The organism is Rhizobium sp. A37_96 (assembly GCF_053521765.1).
The window spans coordinates 86,178-104,307 of the sequence record NZ_JBNWDS010000012.1; the positions used below are offsets into that span (position 1 = coordinate 86,178).

The following is an 18,130-nucleotide window of genomic DNA, read 5'->3' on the forward strand; positions in this document are numbered from 1 at the left end:
CCGGGCTCGCCCAGGCGCATGCCGAGGGACACGGATCGACGGTTGCCGGCGCAAGCTGGTGAGAAGCAGCGCCGCGAAATCGCGGAGCCCGTCATATCGGGTCGCAAATCGGATGCCGAGATCAGTCTGTGTGAGCCACACGGCTGCGCGAACAGACTTGCGTTGATGACGGCCCTGCAGTTCAGTGCTCAAAACGCCGCTTTGCCAATGGATGCGCCGCCATCGACATGAAGCGTCTGTCCGGTAATGAAGGCGGCCTCATCCGAAAGCAGGAAAGCGATGGCGGCAGCGATCTCTTCGGGTTTCCCGAAACGGCGCATCGGCACGCCCGAGAGATAGCGCGCTTCGCCCTGACTGCCGATCGGGTTGTTCTCGCGGAACAGTTCCGTTTCGGTCGGGCCGGGAGAGACTGCATTCACGGTGATGCCGGTTGCGGCCAGTTCCAGCGCCCAGCTTCGTGTGAAGCTGACAAGGGCGGCCTTGGCTGCGGCATAGGCCGTGCGTTCGACGCTGCCGAGAACGGTCAGGCTGGAAACATTGACGACCCGCCCCCAGTTGCGAGCCTTCATGCCGGGCAGGGCCGCCTGCGTCGCGACGAGCGCCGGATGAAGATTGACCCGCATGACGTCTTCCAATGTGGTGACGTCGATCGCGCCGAGCGGCGCGGCTCGGACCAGCCCGACATTGTTGATGATACCGTCGACCGTATTGTCCCGAACGATCCGGGAGAGGCTGTCGCCCGCCCTGGGATTGCCGAGGTCAAGCGCGTGGAGCGAGCCGGGAAAGCCATCGGCTTTGTTCCGTGCGACGCCGACGACGCGATGTCCGTCATTGGTCAATCGATGGGCGAGTGCCAGTCCGATACCCTTGCTGGCGCCGGTGATGAGAAAGGTGCGTTGCATGCAAAACTCCATGGCCCCGTCCGATGGAACGGGGCCGGTTCGAATGGGTGATCAGGCGGCCTGCGAGGTGGCACTGCGTAGCGCCGGCAGCATGTCCTCCGGCTCAGGGCGGCGCGTATAATCCGGGTTCACCTCGGCATAGAGGATGACACCATCCTGGCCGACCACGTAGCGGGCCGGCATCGGCAGGGTCCAGCTCGCATCGCCATTGAAGGACGGTAGATCATTCTTTAGCGATTTGTAGAGTTCGACGAGATAGTTCGGCATCTCGAAGCGCAAGCCGAAAGCTGCTGCGATGTCATTGTGCGGGTCCGACAGAATCGGGAAGGTGAGATTGTTCTGGCGCAGCGATTTACGGCTGTTGACCGAATTCTGCGGCGAGATCGCCACGAGCTTGGCGCCAAGTTCCTCGAACTGCGGAAGCGCTTCCTGCAGGGCTTGAAGCTCCATGTTGCAATAGGGGCACCAGACGCCGCGGTAGAAGCTGATGACCAGCGGCCCGCGGGCGAGCAGGTCGGCGGACGATACTATGTTACCATCAGGATCGAAGAGCGTGAAGACCGGCAGGCTGTCCCCGGCCTTCAGGGCACGCTGGGCGGCTCCGGAGGCGATCAGTTCGGCGGTGGCGCGGTGCATCGTCTCGATCACCGAATAGGGGACGTTGTAGGGCGGCTTGCCGGCTTCGAAATCGGCCTTGAAGACATCGAGTTTGGATTGCAGAGTCATATTGTTTCTCCTTGATTTAACGTAGAAAATCCGTGCGATCAGCCGTTGGCGGCCATCGAGCGGGCGACCTCGGCGGCGCTGATGCCTTCGAGCGCGAGGCCATAGCCGGCGCCTTCGTCGACGATGCGACGCAGTTTCTGGGTGAGCGCGATGCGGGTGTAGCGGCTGGTGAGAGGCGGTAGGGCGGCCAGTCCCTCGGCGATCTCATGGGCGCGCGATAGCAGGCTTTCCGCCGGCACGACTTCGTTCACCGCGCCCCATTCCCTGGCGGTCGCCGCGTCGAGCACCTGGCGGGTCAGGATGAAGTAGCGGCCGCGCACGCTGCCGATCACCTCCGGCCAGAGCAGGTTGACGCCGTCGCCGGGCACGATGCCGAAGTCGAAATGCGGCTTGTCCTGGAAGACCGTTTCCGGCGTCGCAAGAACGATATCGGCCAGCAGCGCATATTCCGAATGCAGGAGGACCGGGCCATTCAGCGCGGCGATCAGCGGCACCTCGATGTCGAGGATGTTCATCAGGACCTTCTTACCCTCCCGAAAAATCTTGTCGTAGCCGCGCGGCGAGAAGAAATCGAAACCTTCGGGGCTGATGGAATCCATGAAGGCGTCGCCGGAACCGGTCAGGATGACGACGCGGTTGTCCGGGTCGGAACCGATCGCGTGGAAGAGGTCGACGAACTGCTCGTGGGTATGGCCATTGAAGACGAGCTTGCCGCCGTTTGTGTGCAGTGCGACTTCAAGGACGCCGCTCCCGGAGCGGGTGAGGTGGGCGTTCGCAAACGAATTCCTGTAGGTGTCGAAGCGGGACATGGTGGTTCTCCTGTTGCTTGAATTGGAAGGCGGAGAGAAGGTCAGGCGGCGGGCACAAGGGCCTCGACGCGGGCAATCGCGCGCTGGACGGCCGGGCGGGATGCGATCTCCTCGTACCAGCGGGAGAGGTTGGGCCAACCGTCGAGCGTCACGCCGGGGAACTGGCGTCTCCACAGCCAGCCGAAATGGGCGATGTCGGCGATCGTGAAGCTGTCGCCCGCGACGAAGGCCTGGCTGGCGAGTTTCGCATCGAGCAGGCCGAGGATCCGCTCAGCCTCTCCGGAGAAGCGTGCCTCTGCGACCGGCTGCGGTTCGGGCGACGAGCGCTTGAAGAAACCGGCATTGCCGAAGGCGGGGCTCAAGCCCGAGGCGTGGAAGAAGAGCTGTTCGAAGACGCGGGCGCGAGCAGCGGCGCCTTGCGGCAGGAGCTTGTCCGTCTTCTCGGCGAGATAGACGAGAACGGCTGCACTTTCCGTCACGACCAGCCTGTGGCCATCAATGTCGTCCACCAGCACCGGCACCTTGCCGTTCGGATTGAGGGCGAGGAACGCCGCATCTTTCTGCTCGCCCTTGCGGACGTTGACGGGCTTCAGTTCGTAGGCAAGCCCCATCTCTTCAAGGGCGATCGGCACCTTCACGCTGTTTGGCGTGGCGAAGGCATAAACTTCAATCATTGTCATCTCCATCGACGGTCTTTGTCGCTGGAGCAGTTATGATCATTCCGAAGACGTTGCGGCAGGCGGCTTGAGGCGATAATGCTTATTCCCAAGGAGAATAGGCGATGGACAGGCTGCAGGCGATGACCGCCTTCGTGCGGGTTGTGGAAACCGGCTCCTTCTCGGGCGCGGCCCGCCAGCTCGGTGTCGGACAGCCGGCGGTCTCGAAGACGATTGCGCAACTGGAGGACAGGCTGCAGGTCCGCCTGCTTGTCCGGTCGACGCACGGCTTGACGCCGACCGATGCCGGGATGCGCTTTTTCGAGCGCGCCAGGACGGCGATCCAGGAGGCGGATGAGGCGGAACTGGAAGCGCGGGGAGCGGGGGCGGGACTGTCCGGCCGCTTGCGGATCTGTGCCGCGACGACCTTCGCCAGGCTGATGATCGTCCCCAAGCTTGCCGCGTTTATGGCCGCCCATCCGGAACTGGAGGTGGATGTCATCCTCGACGACCGCATCATCGACCTCGTCACAGAGGGTATCGACGTCGCACTGCGAATGGGTGAGCTTGCCGATTCCTCGGCCGTCGCCCGGCGCATCGCGTCCGGTCGTCGTTCGGTCATCGCGACGCCGAGCTATCTCCGGCAGCACGGCATTCCGCTCGTTCCGGCAGATCTCGCCACCCACCCGGCTGTCGTCTACAGCCAGCTCGGAAATAGCTGGACCTTCCGCAAGCAGGGGACAGAAGCCTCGGTGGTCGTGTCGGGCAAGGTCCGCTTCAGCGCCGCGGAGGGAATCCGGGCCGCAGTCCTTGCCGACATGGGGCTTGCCGTTGCCTCTGACTGGATGTTCGCCCCCGAGCTGGAAACCGGCGCCGTCGTCCGCCTTCTGGACGACTGGGAGCTTCCGCCGCTCGACCTGTGGGCGGTATTCCCGACCGGCAGGCTGGCGAGCGCCAAGGCGAGAGCGTTCGCAGACTTCGTCGAAGTGCTGCTCAGCATGTGAATCAGGATAGTGAATACTGCGAATGCGCCGCTTGCGGTTCGCGGTCGTGCGTAGCCGTTACCGGGGCGGCTCAACGCGACTGACGGAACGGATGGTCAGCCAGTCCGGCTCCGTTTCAGGACGCATCTTGCCGTTGGACCCGTGCAATCTTCCCGGCGATAATCGCAAGTATTGCCGCGGCAAACGACAAGAGGGCTCCCATCTTGGCGGCGTCCTGCAGCGGGCCGGGTGCAAAAGCAACGCTTGCAACAAAGAGCGAGACGGTAAAGCCGATTGCCGCAACGCAGCCGAGGACGCAGAGATCACTCATGCGCATGCCCGCCGGCAGGCCGAAGCCGAGCGGTCGCGCCGCCAGCCAGCCAAACAATGTGATGCCCAGAGGCTTGCCGACCACCAAACCGCCAAGGACCAGCCATGTAACCTCTCCAACAGCGGACAATTCGACGCCGGCATTGGCAAAGCCGAACAGGAACAGGATCAATTCCACCGGCGCCTTCAGCGCATGCTCGATGCGATTGAGCAGGTCGGTCTGATGTCCCTCGCGCTCGGCAAACAGGCCGAACTCGATATCGGAATGCGGAATGGCCGGTATGATCGGCAGAAGCCCAAGAGCCGGGTGAATGCCTGCTTCCTGGAAGCCATACCAGCTGAAGCCGGCCGCGATCAAATAGGGCCAGAACGAGAGCTTCGTCCGCACCATGGTCGAAACGGGTCGGTCGGCACGCGTGCCGTCAAGAATACGTGGCAGGCGGTTGGCAAGGAAATAGACGCCAAGGGCGGCTGCCAATGAAAGCAGCAGCCACTGCGGTGACAAATCGCCCTGAGGATAGAAAACGGCAAGGATGAGGAGCCCCGCGGCGTCATCGGCGATGGCCAGCAGCAGCAGAAACGTGACCGCGGGATGCGAAGCGCCGAAGACCAGACGCCCCACAAGATAGGAGAAGGCAATGTCGGTTGCTGTCGGCACGGCCCAGCCGTTTGCCAGAGTGGCAAAATCCCCAAGAAGCATAGCACCCAGCAGATAAACCGTGACCGGACCCAACATGCCGCCGGCGGTGGCGATCAGCGGTGTCAGCGCCTTCTTGCCGCGAAGGGCGCCGTTCCGCAGGGCGACCGCTTCCCACACCTCTTTGCCGGCGATGGCGAAAAAGAGCGCCATCAGCACGTCGTTGATCAGATAGTGGACGGTCAGCGTTCGTCGTGCGTACCCATCGGCTGCAACATGCAGTTCGCCGACAAGACCATCGCTTCGCAGCGCAAACTCGATGAGGCCGTGGTAGGTTTCGGGCGATGTGTTTGCCCAGACCAATGCAATAACCGAACCCAAAATGAGGAGAAGCGAATATTCTTCGAGCAGTTTCCAGGTTCGATACAGATACATTCTTGTTCCTCTATTCCTCGGCGTTTCGCAATTCGGCGGCGCAGGTCGATCTGCCAGTTCGGCCAGGATCGACTTCCAGAGCGAACAAAGCGACGCAGATCCGACTAACCCTTCATTGAGAAGCTGACACGAATCCTCACATAGCATGGGACGCAGCTGTGGTTGACGAGACGTTAACGGGCGGGCCATATAGTTGGCATGAAGCCGCAAAGCGTACTTTTCGTCCGGGGGATTCGCTGGATCATGATGATCCTCTGCGTGACGATCGCGTTGGCCATGATCACAGTTGTGCTGATGCGCAACTATGGGCCGAGAGTTTCAGCCGAGTATAATTACGGGATCCGGCATCGCCGCTGACCTTTACCCGATCATCTCCAGACATATCAATTTTCATTGGGGAAACAGCTACGCTCACTCAGAAGAAATCCTTCGTCGTCGAAATCAAATCCAGCCGCCGCGGCACAAAAAAAGAGAGGCTCTCGATCTGGGCGGGCACCGAACTGGATCGTTCAGGGATCGAGCCTGATCAGCAAGATGATGTGAAACCACTTCGTGACGTCGGTAGCGCCAGCGACGAGCAGTAATTATGCCGAGGGGAGTCTTGAGCAACGATCCCTTACACACCGCTGCTCGCTAGTGAGGCATCAAGGCGATCGATCAATGTCGAACTGGCTTCGTTCGCTCCGACGACATCGACCATCGCCCCATGCGCCTTGAAGCGCTGGATAACCTTCTCGAGAGCCGCGACCGCGGTGATATCCCAAAAGTGCGCGCGGGAGACGTCGATAACGACGTTCATGCCCGCCGCTTTTCGAATGTCGAAGGCCTCGATGAATATATCCGCCGACGCGAAAAACACCTGTCCCGACACCCGATAGACCAATCGTTCCGCCGCAATGTCCGGCTCGATCTCGACACGAAGAAGACGGGCAACCTTGAACGTGAAGAAGACGCCGCTGAGCAGCACGCCGACAGTGACGCCGAGTGCGAGATTGGAAGTCGCGACGGTGACAATGACGGTTGCGAGCATGACGGCACTCGATATCTTCGGATGGACGACCAGCTTGCGCACCGACGACCAATCGAACGTATCGATCGAAACCATGATCATGATCGCCACCAGCGCTGCAACCGGAACCTGGGAGACCCAGGGTTTGAGAAGAACCATCAGGACCAGCAGCAAGGCGCCTGCAAACAACGTCGAGAGGCGGCCGCGACCGCCGTATTTCACGTTGCTGATGGTCTGGCCAATCATGCCGCATCCGGCGATGCCGCCGAACAGGCTCGATGCGGCATTGGCGAGGCCAAGTCCGGTGCATTCCCGGTTCTTGGAGCTTGGGGTGTCGGTCAGGTCGTCAACGACGCTCGCCGTCATCATGGATTCAAGCAGACCGACCATGGCGATTGCCAGGGCCGGTGCAGCGATGATGCGCAATGTCTCCACGGTTAGCGGAACAGCAGGCCAGGCAAAGATCGGAAGTGAATCCGGAAGCCGACCGAGATCGGCGACGGTCTCGACAGGAAGCTTCAGTGTTACCGACGCAATGGTGAGAACGAGAATGCAGATCAGAGGCGACGGAATCGCGGTCGTGAAGCGAGGCACCAGATAGATCAGCACCAATCCGGCGGCCAGCACGGCGTAGCCGACGAGGCCACCGCCGATGATATGCGGCATCTGCGCCCCGAAGATGAGGATCGCCAGCGCATTGACGAAGCCGGTGCGGACCGATTTCGACACGAAACGCATCAGCACGCCGAGACGCAACAGGCCGAAGGCAATCTGTATGATGCCCGCCAGAAGGCCGGCGGCAAGCAGATAGGGCAGGCCGTGGCTGTGAACCAAAGGTGCCGCGACCAGCGCGACGGATCCGGCGGCAGCCGAGATCATGGCGGGACGGCCACCGGTAAAGGCAATGACGATGCCGATCACGAAAGACGCAAACAGCCCGACCTGTGGGTCGACGCCGGCTGCGAATGAAAACGCGATAACCTCAGGAATGAGAGCAAAGGTCGCGACTGCTCCGGCGAGCATTTCGCGTGTCGGGTTGGCGAACCACTCCTGGCGGATGGAGGTTGAAGATGAAGACATCGGATGAATTCTCGCAAAGCATGTCGAACCCTGAGGAGAAGGGCTGCTTGTTGGCATGCAGGGTATGTTTGCGTGGTCCGGCGGATCGGCGGCCGGAATAGCCACCCGGAGTTTCACCGGGTCCTGTCGGGTTCGGCTTTATAACCGCGGTTATTGATGCGGTGCAATATTGGGCCCGTATTTTTGAGGCGGCTTCTTTCGGTTGTTTCGTTATTGTGCCGATCCGCATCGGGGCCGATCCACAGGCATCAGGAAAGATCGATGTCCTTTGAGTCAAGCCGCTTTGGTGCTTTCCTTTTCCATCGCCCGCCGCGTGCGGATCGCCGCAGCGATGAAGACGCGTGAAAGTCCGTGATAGAGCGGTTCGCGCGACAGGATCCGCGAGGTGACATAGCCGATCATCGATACTGCCATGATCGGGATGACAGCCTGATGGTCGCCGGTCATTTCGAGGATGATGACGAAGGCGGTCATCGGCGCCTGGACGACACCGGAGAAATAGCCGGCCATCCCGAGGATGGCCGCAAGCGCTATGCTGGTACCGAGAAGCGAACCAACAGTGCTACCGAAGCCGGCGCCGACGGCAAGCGACGGTGCGAAGATACCGCCGGGAATGCCTGAGAGCATCGACAGGAAAGTTGCGACGAGTTTTTCGGCGAAGAAGAGGAGAGGCAACGGCTGGCCTTCGACGGCACCCTTCGCCTGTTCGTAACCGGTGCCAAAGATTGCTCCATGGGATGCAACGCCGATCAGCGAGATGACGAAACCGCAAAGACCGGCCAGCATCAGCATCCGCACCAAAGGCTGCGGTTGTGCCCAGCGGCGGATGCGTTGGCCGAAATGCAGCGCGAAGCCGCTGAAGGCGGCGCCCAGCATACCGCCGCCAATGCCGCAGATTGGCACCAGCGCCCAATCGGCAAGCAATGTCGGGTTCGCCGAAGCCGAACCGAAATAGTTGTAGCTGCCCGAAAGTCCCAGTGCTGCAAGGCCGGAAAGGATAACGGCCGTCAGCACCAGCCCGTTCGCGCGCGATTCGTATGTCCGGCTCATCTCCTCGATGGCAAAGACGATGCCGGCAAGAGGGGTATTGAAGGCCGCCGCGATGCCGGCTGCCGATCCGGCGAGGATCAGTCCGCGCGCCTGCGCCATACCACTGAAGCGGGCAACGGCGAGCATGATCGAAGCGCCGACCTGGACCGTCGGTCCCTCGCGGCCGATCGAGGCACCGCAGAAGAGCCCGAGTACCGTCAGCACGATCTTTCCGAGGGCGATCTTCAGCGAGAGCAGCCGCGTGCGGTCCTCGTCCTCCCTCAGGTGCCGGGCGGCGATCGCCTGCGGAATGCCGCTGCCCTGGGAATTCGGAAAGAGCGTGATGGCGAGGTAGGCGGAGAGCGTGAAGCCGAGCGGGGTAAGAACGAGCGGCAGCAGAAATCCCCATTCGCCGGAACTCGTCACGCCCATGAACTCTTTTTGCGCCAGATCGGCGAGCTTGGCGAAGCCGACACTGATCACGCCGATCGCCAGTGCCCCGCACCAGAACACCAATCGTGGTCGCCAAAGCGAGAAGGAGCCCCATAAAACTCGGGAACGGCGAACAAGCTTGGACTTGCGATAAATCTTGGGCATCAAATTCCTACCGCGACTGCTTGGATTTGTCGCGACCACTCGCGTGTCTGCGCTCTCGACGTTTCCCTGAACCTGAACAACGGAAAATATCCCATTCCTGATTTCAATTATATCATGTTATGACATATCTTGTGTTTCCGGTTTCATTCTGAACCTGCGGTGAACAAAGCCAATATGGGTTGCAGAGAGACGTAGATTGGGAATCCATTTCGGCTTCACCGGGGCAGATGGAATTTATTGGGACCTGCAAAAAGGCGGGGTAGGGTATGACCGAACGCGTTTTGATCGTCGAGGACAATCCCCTGATTGCCCATGACCTTGAGGATACGATTCACCGGCTGGGATATGTCACGTCCGGTGTCGCCAACGATTTTGCGAGTGCGCAACGCCTGGCGCCCTTTTCAGATATCGCATTGGTCGACGTGAACCTTGTCGACGGCGCGACGGGGCCGCGCATAGCCGAGTACCTCGCGGATGGGTTCGGCATTTCTGTCGTGATGGTGACAGGGAATCCCGAGGCCGTGGAGCAGGGCTTGTCGAAGGTCGTCGGAGTCATTTCGAAGCCGGTGACTCCGGTGATCATCCAGACCGTGATCGACTATCTGCATAGCTTGAAAGGCCCAAAGCCCGGCATTCCGCCCGCTGGGCTGCATTTGTTTCCTCAGCAGGGCAAAATATAGGACGCCGAGCTTAGGGGGCTGATCGAAGTCGGGCGTTCGGTGCGCCGGGGCGAGCGCTTGTCGCCGGCGGTCCTGGATGCGGCAAGACTGATGACCGAGGAGGTCTGCCGTGTTCTTGCCGAAGCGCCCAAACCACCAGGTGAGGGAGTGCATGGGATGGATCAGTCGAATTTTGCCAAATGACGCAGCCTGGTGAGCGATTCGACGAGCAACGGTTCATTCGCAAGCATTCCCTCCAGATGGATCCTGGCCAGATCCTCGATGAGTTGCTCGCCGTCCTGGGTCAAGCCAACGAGGACGCTGCGTTTGTCCTCGGCGGATGGGATCCGCTGCGCCAGTCCCGCAGCCGCCAGCCTGTCGACCAGTTGAACCGCGCCATTGTGCTGAAGGAGCATGAGGTCCGCAAGTTCACGCACCATGACGCGGCCTCCGGAGGCCGCCTTGACGACCAGCAGCGCCTGATATTGTTGCGAGGTGATCCCTGCTTCCGACAGTGCTACCTCGCTGAAGGAAAGGAAACGGCGCATGGCGAGCCTTACGCCGGCCAGACCTTCATAGATGCCGGGATCCAGGGGCAGCCCGGTTGCGGCTTCACGTCTCTTATCCGTTCTTACGGGTCTCCTGGTCATCCCTTGTATTCCTGTTGCATCAATGTCCCGATATATCCGGAAGAGATCGACAATGGGAGGGACTGGCGTGTTCTGGACCGATTGGCGCCTTGCGTTTTAGAACATCGAACTAAAACATTTCCTGGATAGATATCGTCCTCGGCGTCTGGGATGATCCACCTCACTGACCTGACACGCGCTCCGCAGGCGTTGAATCCGACCGGGACACGGCAAGACGCCAATGTTCACCTTAATGGAGACCTCCGATGATCCGCTTTTACTTTCACCCAACGCCGAACCCGGCCAAGGTGGCGCTTTTTCTTGAAGAGGCAGAGCTCCTTTACGAGACCGTACCTGTCGATACCAGCAAGGGAGAGCAGCATGCGGCGGCATTCCGGGCGATCAATCCCAACGGCAAGGTTCCAGCGATCATCGACACCGATGGCCCCGACGGAAAAGAGATACGTGTCTTCGATTCGACGGCGATCCTCATCTACTTGGCCGAAAAGACCGGCAAGTTTCTAGGTTCGGCCGAAGATCGGCCGGAGCTGCTGTCATGGCTCTTGTTTTTAGCCTCTGGCCTTGGCCCTTTCTCGGGCCAGGCTGTGCATTTCCAGCATGCGGCGCCGGAGGGGTCCGACTATGCCGTCAACCGCTATCGGCGCGAGGCAGAACGTCACTACCAGGTTTTGAACGATCATCTCGAAGGGCGTACCTTCATCGTTGGAAACACTTATACGATCGCCGACATGTCAGCCTGGGGCTGGTTGGATCGGGCGTCGCGTGTCCTCAAGGGCGCTGACGATCCGTTTGGTTCCTATCCCAATCTCAAGCGGCTGTTCGAAACCATCGATGCCCGACCTGCTGTTGCGCGGGCGCGTGACGTCGGCAAAGATCATGCGTTCAAGCGCATAAATGACGAAGAGACCAAGCGCGCGCTCTTTCCATCAAACTATCCGCCGGTCGCTTGAGACTGCCTGACAATTTCCGAGAGACGACGATCACCGGCATCCCGCAATGTACGCGCCGCCGGAAGTCCGGGCCTGGAACAAGCCGAGCGGCGGCGCATTCGTCAGTATCAACCGGCCGATCGCCGGTCCAAAGCAGTACGGGGAGCGGGCGGTGCAATCCCCGTCCGCTCCGCAACAGAGCCTCAGCCCAAAATACGGTCAGCCAGGACCTCGGGCTGTTTGATTTCCAGCGGCCCGTCGAACAGTTCGTCGTATTTTGCCATAAGGGCGGCGGCAATCGAACCGTTGAGATGGGCTTGTCGGCCGTCTTCCCCTTCGAATGCATCGAATATGCCGAATGTCGATTGGTCGAAGCGGATCGCGAACCAGGCGACAGTCAGAGGTTCCTGCTGCAGCAGGCCTTGTGCGCCCTTGAGGAACGCGGCGACTTCCTCTTCTTTACCTGCCTTGGCTTTCAGCTGAACGTAGATTGCGACCTTGGTCATATCTCTTTTCCTCGATGTTAGAGCGCGGAATGGCTGCTGACGGCTTCTTCGAGCCGATCAAAATGTCTGGCGTTCCGTACAACTCAAGCGGTGGCCGGTTGAGTTTTAAATCATTTGTTTTAAAATGCACTCGTCAAATTGGCGGCGATGTGCTGTCGCGATCAAATCTTTGAGAGACACAGCAATGCCCCGGCCAAGAGAATTCGACGAACAACAGGTGCTTCTGCGTGCCGTCGAGCATTTCTGGGAGCACGGCTATGAGGCCACATCAATCCGTGACCTTGCCCAGGCAATGGGCCTCATGACGGCGAGCATCTACAATGCCTTCGGCGACAAGAAGGCTGTGTATCGCCGGGCACTGGACTTTTACATTGAGCTCAGCTTCGGAGATCGGGTTGGGCGATTTGAGAAGAAGCCGCCGCGCGAGGCGATCGGCGCGTTCTTCGACGAGATCATCGAGCGATCGCTGAGCGACACCAAGCGTAAGGGCTGCATGCTGGTCAACTCAGCGCTTGAGGTCGCTCCTCATGATCCCGAGTTCCAACGCGTTGTGGGCGAGGTACTTCTGCAGGTGGAGGGGTTCTTCCGCCGCTGTATTCAAGCCGGCCAGAATGACGGAACGATCAGCGTCCGCCAGCCCGCCGAAGATATGGCGCGCACGTTTTTGAGTACACTGCTTGGGATTCGAGTGCTGGCGCGGACAAGGCCTGAAAGGGATCTTCTCGAGGGGCTGATAAAGCCTGTCCTGTCGCTTTTGGAGCCGGAAACAACACAGCAGCGGGACCGTGCATTTGTTTAAGCGATCTGTTTGCAGCTCCAGGCGCGGTGGCTCGCCACCACTCGTAATGGCAAAAAAGCGATCTTTCTGTGTAACAATCGGCGTCAGCCATCCGAAGGGGGAGATATCGGATGAAAAACCCGGCGCGTGAAGAGGAATGGGCTTCCTGGATGCGGTCCGCGATCGCGGGCGACAGTCGAACCTACCACAAGCTGCTCACTGCGATCACCCCGCACCTGCGGGTCATGGCCCAGAGACGTTGTGACCAATTCGGCGCGCCATCGAGCGAGGCCGAGGACGTGGTGCAGGAAGTGCTGCTGGCTATCCATCTGAAGCGGGGAACATGGGATCCCGCCCGGCCGCTGGGTCCATGGATGTCGGCGCTCGTGCGAAACAAGCTGATCGACAGCCTGCGTCGACGGGGACGCCGGATTGATATCCCGTTGGAGGATGTCGAGGCGACGTTGGAGAGTGACGAGCGTCTGAGTGCCTCCGATCGGATGGACGTGGAGCAGCTTCTTGCAAAGCTCAAGGACCCGCAACGGACGATCGTTCAGTCGATTTCGATCGAGGGGACGAGCGTGCGCGAAACCGCCGACCGCCTGAAGATGACGGAAGTTGCAGTCAGGGTGTCTCTGCATCGAGCGCTAAAGGCGCTGGCTGCGATTTATACGGAGCGCGCGCCATGAAAACCAATGATCTCATCTCGCTCCTTGCCCAGGATGCTCCGGTTCGAGTGAGCCTGGATCAGGCGCTCGTTCATGCGGCCATCGCTGCCACATCAATCGCAGGCATTGCGTTCTTCGGCTTTATCGGGTTTCGCAGTGATATCGACACCGCCGTGGAAAGCGGGCGCTTTCTGTTCAAATTCGTCATCACCATCGCGCTCGCTGCAAGCGCCGGGGCAGTCCTCTTCCGTATTGGCAAACCCGGAGGATCGGTACGGGCGTCAGCCTTTGGGCTTTTCCTGCCGGTTGCACTGATCGCAGGTGCCGTTGTTTTTGAGCTGACAGCGATGCCCAGTTCAACATGGGAAGCGCGCATGATCGGACATAATGCAAGGCTCTGTCTGACCATTATCCCGGCGTTGTCGGCTGCTCCCTTGGCGTGCTTTCTCTATGCAATGCGCCAGGGTGCACCCCAGCGTCCGGCTCTCGCGGGAGCAGTTGCCGGGTTGGTTGCTGCTGGCATTGCCGCAACGTTCTATGCAGCAAACTGCGACGACGACAGTCCGCTCTTCGTCATGCTCTGGTATCCGATCGCCATCGCTGCCGTCGCGGCGGTCGGTGCGCTGGTCGGCCGCAAGGTCCTGCGATGGTGAGGGCACGCTTGCGGATGGCAAAGACCGCCTTTGCGCGATATTCTTGGGAATATTTCTTGAGCAATTTTCGAAAGTCCAACCGATTGATTGCTCTCCCGTGGCGCGCCATATCTTGTTGTGGCACGCTATCGCACTAATCCGGGCGTTTTGTAGTAAGGGACTGGCAGCTTGAAGACAGACGATTTGATTACGCTGCTGGCGCAAGACAATCGGCGACCCGTCAACCTTTCGATGGCGCTGTCGGTCGCGATTATAGCCGGAGCTTTGGTCGCTGCGCTGATCTTCTTCTCGATGCTCGGTTTCCGTCATGACATCGCTCAGGCGGCAGAAACAATTCGATTCGATTTCAAATTCCTGGTGACGCTGGCTTTGTTCGCGACGGCGACATCGCTTGTGGCAGCCACGATCCGTCCGGGAAGCAAGTTGGTGATCCGGCGCCGGCTTCTGCTGATCGCGCCGATCCTTCTTGCGGCGGCCGCGGCCGTGGAAATGGCCGTTACGCCGCCAGATCAATGGCTCGGAAAGTTGATCGGACACAACGCACTGCATTGTTTGACGATCATTCCCGCCCTGTCGCTCTTCCCGGCGTTTTTCCTGTTCCTTGCCATAAGAAACGGTGCTCCCGAAAACCCCGGCGTCACCGGTGCGATTGCCGCACTGGCGTCTGCCGGCATAGCGGCCACGCTTTACGCGTCCAACTGTTTCGACGATAGCCCGCTGTTTGTGGCGACATGGTATCCCATCGCCGCCGGCATCGTCGCGACGGCTGGGTATTTCGCGGGCAAGCGCTTCCTGCGTTGGTGAGACCGCTCTTCTGAAAGTGCCGGTCTGCTTCACGACCTGCAGCTGCGATACGGACTGATCGAAGCCCGTTCTTGCTGACGAAACGCTTGTGACCTGATGGGTTGGGCGAGAACTTGACCATGGCCTTTAAGCCTGACCGCACCCAATCCATGGCTTCGAGTACATAGGGAGCGAACAGGAAATCTCGGATCTCGATAATCCGGCTATCCGACCGGTCGATCAGGACAAGATGCGCAGGTCTTTCCATCGGGGTCGGTGCGGCCGAAGACCAGCACGGCCAGCCGTAGCAGCATTGCACGGATCCAACGCGGCCAACTTATCTTGCTGCGCGGCGACACCCCCGGCGATAATCGGATCTGGCAGCGATCGCGAGCATGAACCTCAGCACACTTGTTCAACAGTTCTGAATCTCCGATGGCATTGCCGAGCCTATCACAAACTAGTGATCGCGCTGGCGGTAACGAACGCCGATGAGATTGCGAACCCGGTATGCGCTCAACAAGAGCGTCATCCGAATATGGAGAACGCAATGTCTATCAGATCCACCATCAACTCCGTCGTCCTTGCCGGCGCCGTCACCACCGCCCTTGCTTCGATGGTCAGCGCTGCCCCGCTGACGAAGGCCGAAGGCGATGCTGCCGTTGCCGCTCACAAGGAAAAGTGCTTCGGCGTCGCACTGAAGGGCCAGAATGATTGCGCCGCTGGCCCGGGCACGACCTGCCAGGGCACCTCGACGGTCGATTTCCAGGGCAATTCCTGGAAGTTCGTGCAGGGCGGGACCTGCACCTCCATTGTTCTACCGAACGGCCATCATGGCTCGCTGAAGGCAATCTAACTCCACGCGCGACAGCAACGACAATCGGGAGGCGGAGAGACGCCATGACCACAGATCTGATTCCAACGACCGCGTCTGCGGTAAACACTCTCCGCTTTCCGGTCCATTCGATTGCGGGGCTTGCGGGAACAAGCTTCAAGCATGAACATCTGCCGGCCATTACGGTCGAAGGCCCGCAGCGCGGTTTCTTCGAAGTCCATGCGGAAAACTATATGGGCGCCGGCGGCCCGCCGCATCGGATGCTCGAACGGATACGCCGCGATAATCCGGTGTCGCTCCATGGCGTCTGCATGTCGATCGGAGGCCCTCAGCCCCTCGACAAGGCGCATCTTGAGCGCTTTCGTTCCCTCGTCGAGCGTTACGAACCGGCTCTCGTGTCGGAGCATCTCGCCTGGTCGACACATCAGACGACCTTTCTCAACGACCTCCTTCCCCTGCCATATACGCAGGAGAGCTTGGCGCGGGTTTGCGAGCACATCGAGGAAGTGCAGGAGACCATCGGACGCCCGATCCTTCTGGAAAATCCCTCGACCTATGTGACGTTCCGTCAATCGACGATGAGCGAGACCGACTTCATCCGCTCGATCGCCCGGCGCACCGGATGCGGTCTTCTGCTCGACGTCAACAATGTCTTCGTCTCCGCGACCAATCACGGCTTTTCGGCGCTGGACTATCTTTCCGATTTCCCGCTTGCCGCCGTCGGCGAGATTCATCTTGCCGGCCACGCCGAGCAGGCTGACGATGAGGGCGACCTGCTGCTGATCGACAGCCATGACGGGCCTGTCGCCGACGCCGTTTGGAAGCTCTACCAGATCGTCATCAGTCGCCGTGGTCCTATCCCTACTCTTATCGAATGGGACAGCAGCATACCCGATTGGCCGATATTGCGTGCCGAGGCGAGCGCCGCCCAGGCGATCCTGGATCACTATGCTTCCATCGCGTTACCGGATCACAGCCATGCAGCTTGATCCCACATCCGAGCGTACAAGACCTCTCGCTTATGCGGCGGATTTTGCGCCGGCCCTGACCAATCCGGACGCTGAGACGCCCGCGGGCGTCATCGGCCCGAACGGCAAGGGGGCGATCAAACGCTACAACGTCTATCGCAACAACGTCACCGTCAGCCTGATCGACGCGCTCGCCGGAATTTATCCGGCCGTGCAACGCCTCACCGGTTCGGAGTTCTTCCGAGCCATGGCGCGCTTTCACTTGCGTGCCACTCCGCCGACCTCGCCGCTTCTGTTCGAATATGGCCGGGATTTTCCGGCTTTCATCGAACAATACGAATATGCCCAGTCTGTACCTTGGCTCGCCGACGTCGCGAGGATCGAGCGTGCCTGGCTGGACGCTTACCATGCGGCGGATGTCGAACCGCTTACCGCCGACGCTCTTGTATCCGTGCCGCCCGAGCGTCTCGCCGAACTGGTGTTCACGGCGCATCCGGCATCAAGGATCGTTCGTTCAGACTATCCGGCCTTGACGATCTTTGCCGCCAACCGCGGTGACGGTCCTGTTGGTCCGATCGAGGTGATCGACCCGGAGGATGCACTGATTACGCGGCCCGATATGGAGGTGGTTGTGCGCCACTTTCCTCCGGGCGGCGCAGAATTCCTGATTTCCCTGATTTCCGGCGAGCCGTTGGGCGTCGCCGCAGCCAAGGCCGTCGACACCTGCCCATCCTTCGACATCGCAGCCAGTGTCGCTGGCATGATCGAAGCCGGCGTGTTTTCGGCCATCACTCCTGGAGACGCATGATGATATCGACCACCACACAGCAGCCTTCGATCAAAGACAGACTGCAGCCGATCGTGACACTCGTGGAGATGGCGCAGAAGCTCGTTCGGGCCATCGCACAGCCGACATTCGTCCAAGCCGTCATGCGTGTCGCCCTGGCCGTACCCTTCTGGAGATCCGGCATCCTGAAATGGGACGGCTTCCTGCAACTGAACGATACGGCGATCACCCTGTTCACCGACGAGTTCATGTTGCACCTGCCGGGCGGTCCCTACCCCTATCCGGCGCCGGTGACCATGGCCTTTCTCTCCGGTTCGGCCGAGATCACCTTTCCGATTCTACTCGTTCTAGGCCTCGCCACCCGGTTTGCCGCGACCGGCTTGCTGTTCATGACTTTAATCGTCGAATTGACCGTGCCCGACGGATGGCCGATCCATATCACCTGGGCTGCGATGGCGCTGTCGCTTATGGCATGGGGGTCGGGTAAGCTCTCCATCGATCATTGGCTGGCGCGTTGGCTCGGCGGTCGCGCTGCTTGATGTCGCCCCGGCGGTGCGCCCGTTATCAAGGTACCGGCGCCCGGCTGCGCCGGCCGTATCGCTAGGCGCCCTCCTACTCCACAACTTCGCTGATGCGTCGATGTTTGGTCAAGGCGAGGTGACTGATCAACGAAATCTGCCGGCCTGAAGACCATTGCGCATCAAGTTGACGCCATTTCCAG

General features: G+C 60.2%; 21 protein-coding genes and 1 other annotated feature. Of the genes, 12 read left to right on the forward strand and 9 right to left on the reverse strand.

From position 1 onward, the window contains the following. Positions 1 to 188 precede the first annotated feature (188 nt). Genes ACQZ6J_RS24610 through ACQZ6J_RS24625 form a run of 4 tightly spaced genes read right to left on the reverse strand, consistent with a single transcriptional unit; the run spans position 189 to position 3,111 of the window. On the reverse strand, positions 189 to 902 hold the full coding sequence (locus ACQZ6J_RS24610) for an SDR family oxidoreductase (protein WP_449086011.1): 714 nt from the start codon (positions 900 to 902) through the stop codon (positions 189 to 191). A gap of 51 nt (positions 903 to 953) precedes the next feature. Beyond that, a complete protein-coding gene (locus ACQZ6J_RS24615; RefSeq protein ID WP_449086012.1) occupies positions 954 to 1,628 on the reverse strand; it encodes a peroxiredoxin-like family protein in 675 nt (224 codons plus the stop codon). Between the two features lie 38 nt (positions 1,629 to 1,666). Continuing rightward, positions 1,667 to 2,437, reverse strand: coding sequence for an enoyl-CoA hydratase/isomerase family protein (locus tag ACQZ6J_RS24620; RefSeq protein ID WP_449086013.1), 771 nt, complete (start codon positions 2,435 to 2,437; stop codon positions 1,667 to 1,669). Positions 2,438 to 2,478: 41 nt separating this feature from the next. Then, complete coding sequence (locus tag ACQZ6J_RS24625) at positions 2,479 to 3,111, reverse strand: glutathione S-transferase family protein (protein WP_449086014.1); 633 nt, start codon at positions 3,109 to 3,111, stop codon at positions 2,479 to 2,481. A gap of 107 nt (positions 3,112 to 3,218) precedes the next feature. Between ACQZ6J_RS24625 and ACQZ6J_RS24630 the strand changes: the two genes are divergently transcribed. After that, positions 3,219 to 4,097, forward strand: coding sequence for a LysR family transcriptional regulator (locus ACQZ6J_RS24630; RefSeq protein WP_449086015.1), 879 nt, complete (start codon positions 3,219 to 3,221; stop codon positions 4,095 to 4,097). Positions 4,098 to 4,212: 115 nt separating this feature from the next. Here ACQZ6J_RS24630 and ACQZ6J_RS24635 read toward each other — a convergent pair whose 3' ends face one another. The 3 genes from ACQZ6J_RS24635 to ACQZ6J_RS24645 all read right to left on the reverse strand — a co-directional run bounded on the left by ACQZ6J_RS24635 (position 4,213) and on the right by ACQZ6J_RS24645 (position 9,193). Then, complete coding sequence (locus tag ACQZ6J_RS24635; protein WP_449086016.1) at positions 4,213 to 5,478, reverse strand: Na+/H+ antiporter NhaA; 1,266 nt, start codon at positions 5,476 to 5,478, stop codon at positions 4,213 to 4,215. Positions 5,479 to 6,094: 616 nt separating this feature from the next. Further along, positions 6,095 to 7,567: a SulP family inorganic anion transporter gene (locus ACQZ6J_RS24640; RefSeq protein ID WP_449086017.1), complete on the reverse strand. Its 1,473-nt coding sequence runs from the start codon at positions 7,565 to 7,567 to the stop codon at positions 6,095 to 6,097. A 71-nt stretch (positions 7,568 to 7,638) separates the two neighbouring features. After that, positions 7,639 to 7,694, reverse strand: a sequence feature (sul1 is cis-regulatory element that is thought to sense ions involved in sulfur or methionine metabolism; They are found in Alphaproteobacteria). 146 nt (positions 7,695 to 7,840) lie between these two features. Then, positions 7,841 to 9,193 (reverse strand): chloride channel protein, encoded by a 1,353-nt coding sequence (locus ACQZ6J_RS24645; RefSeq protein ID WP_449086018.1) that lies wholly within the window; start codon positions 9,191 to 9,193, stop codon positions 7,841 to 7,843. Positions 9,194 to 9,459: 266 nt separating this feature from the next. Here ACQZ6J_RS24645 and ACQZ6J_RS24650 point away from each other — a divergent pair, with 266 nt between their 5' ends. Continuing rightward, positions 9,460 to 9,873 carry a response regulator gene (locus ACQZ6J_RS24650; protein WP_449086019.1) on the forward strand — a complete coding sequence of 138 codons (414 nt, stop codon included), beginning with the start codon at positions 9,460 to 9,462 and terminating at the stop codon, positions 9,871 to 9,873. A gap of 161 nt (positions 9,874 to 10,034) precedes the next feature. Here the strand turns inward: ACQZ6J_RS24650 and ACQZ6J_RS24655 are convergent, their stop codons facing one another. Continuing rightward, entirely contained in the window at positions 10,035 to 10,502 is a 468-nt protein-coding gene (locus ACQZ6J_RS24655) for a MarR family winged helix-turn-helix transcriptional regulator (protein WP_449086020.1), read from the reverse strand. Positions 10,503 to 10,747: 245 nt separating this feature from the next. Between ACQZ6J_RS24655 and ACQZ6J_RS24660 the strand changes: the two genes are divergently transcribed. Further along, complete coding sequence (locus ACQZ6J_RS24660) at positions 10,748 to 11,452, forward strand: glutathione S-transferase family protein (protein ID WP_449086021.1); 705 nt, start codon at positions 10,748 to 10,750, stop codon at positions 11,450 to 11,452. A 182-nt stretch (positions 11,453 to 11,634) separates the two neighbouring features. Here ACQZ6J_RS24660 and ACQZ6J_RS24665 read toward each other — a convergent pair whose 3' ends face one another. Next, entirely contained in the window at positions 11,635 to 11,937 is a 303-nt protein-coding gene (locus ACQZ6J_RS24665) for a putative quinol monooxygenase (RefSeq protein ID WP_449086022.1), read from the reverse strand. Positions 11,938 to 11,966: 29 nt separating this feature from the next. On the opposite strand from ACQZ6J_RS24665, the gene ACQZ6J_RS24670 reads away from it, so the two are divergent. The 9 genes from ACQZ6J_RS24670 to ACQZ6J_RS24710 all read left to right on the forward strand — a co-directional run bounded on the left by ACQZ6J_RS24670 (position 11,967) and on the right by ACQZ6J_RS24710 (position 17,948). Beyond that, positions 11,967 to 12,110, forward strand: a complete 144-nt coding sequence (locus ACQZ6J_RS24670) for a hypothetical protein (RefSeq protein ID WP_449086023.1) — start codon at positions 11,967 to 11,969, stop codon at positions 12,108 to 12,110. A gap of 11 nt (positions 12,111 to 12,121) precedes the next feature. Then, on the forward strand, positions 12,122 to 12,736 hold the full coding sequence (locus tag ACQZ6J_RS24675; RefSeq protein ID WP_449086024.1) for a TetR/AcrR family transcriptional regulator: 615 nt from the start codon (positions 12,122 to 12,124) through the stop codon (positions 12,734 to 12,736). A 110-nt stretch (positions 12,737 to 12,846) separates the two neighbouring features. Further along, complete coding sequence (locus tag ACQZ6J_RS24680) at positions 12,847 to 13,404, forward strand: sigma-70 family RNA polymerase sigma factor (protein WP_449086025.1); 558 nt, start codon at positions 12,847 to 12,849, stop codon at positions 13,402 to 13,404. After that, positions 13,401 to 14,036: an NrsF family protein gene (locus ACQZ6J_RS24685; RefSeq protein WP_449086026.1), complete on the forward strand. Its 636-nt coding sequence runs from the start codon at positions 13,401 to 13,403 to the stop codon at positions 14,034 to 14,036. The genes ACQZ6J_RS24680 and ACQZ6J_RS24685 overlap by 4 nt, the downstream gene beginning before the upstream one ends. Before the next feature lie 168 nt (positions 14,037 to 14,204). After that, positions 14,205 to 14,840, forward strand: a complete 636-nt coding sequence (locus tag ACQZ6J_RS24690; protein ID WP_449086027.1) for an NrsF family protein — start codon at positions 14,205 to 14,207, stop codon at positions 14,838 to 14,840. A 529-nt stretch (positions 14,841 to 15,369) separates the two neighbouring features. Further along, positions 15,370 to 15,675: a BufA1 family periplasmic bufferin-type metallophore gene (locus tag ACQZ6J_RS24695; protein ID WP_449086028.1), complete on the forward strand. Its 306-nt coding sequence runs from the start codon at positions 15,370 to 15,372 to the stop codon at positions 15,673 to 15,675. Positions 15,676 to 15,719: 44 nt separating this feature from the next. Beyond that, on the forward strand, positions 15,720 to 16,643 hold the full coding sequence (gene bufB / locus ACQZ6J_RS24700) for an MNIO family bufferin maturase (RefSeq protein ID WP_449086029.1): 924 nt from the start codon (positions 15,720 to 15,722) through the stop codon (positions 16,641 to 16,643). After that, on the forward strand, positions 16,633 to 17,430 hold the full coding sequence (locus ACQZ6J_RS24705) for an HvfC/BufC N-terminal domain-containing protein (protein WP_449086030.1): 798 nt from the start codon (positions 16,633 to 16,635) through the stop codon (positions 17,428 to 17,430). Before bufB ends, ACQZ6J_RS24705 begins: the two co-directional genes overlap by 11 nt. Continuing rightward, positions 17,430 to 17,948, forward strand: a complete 519-nt coding sequence (locus ACQZ6J_RS24710; RefSeq protein ID WP_449086031.1) for a DoxX family protein — start codon at positions 17,430 to 17,432, stop codon at positions 17,946 to 17,948. The genes ACQZ6J_RS24705 and ACQZ6J_RS24710 overlap by 1 nt, the downstream gene beginning before the upstream one ends. The last annotated feature ends 182 nt before the right edge of the window (positions 17,949 to 18,130 follow it).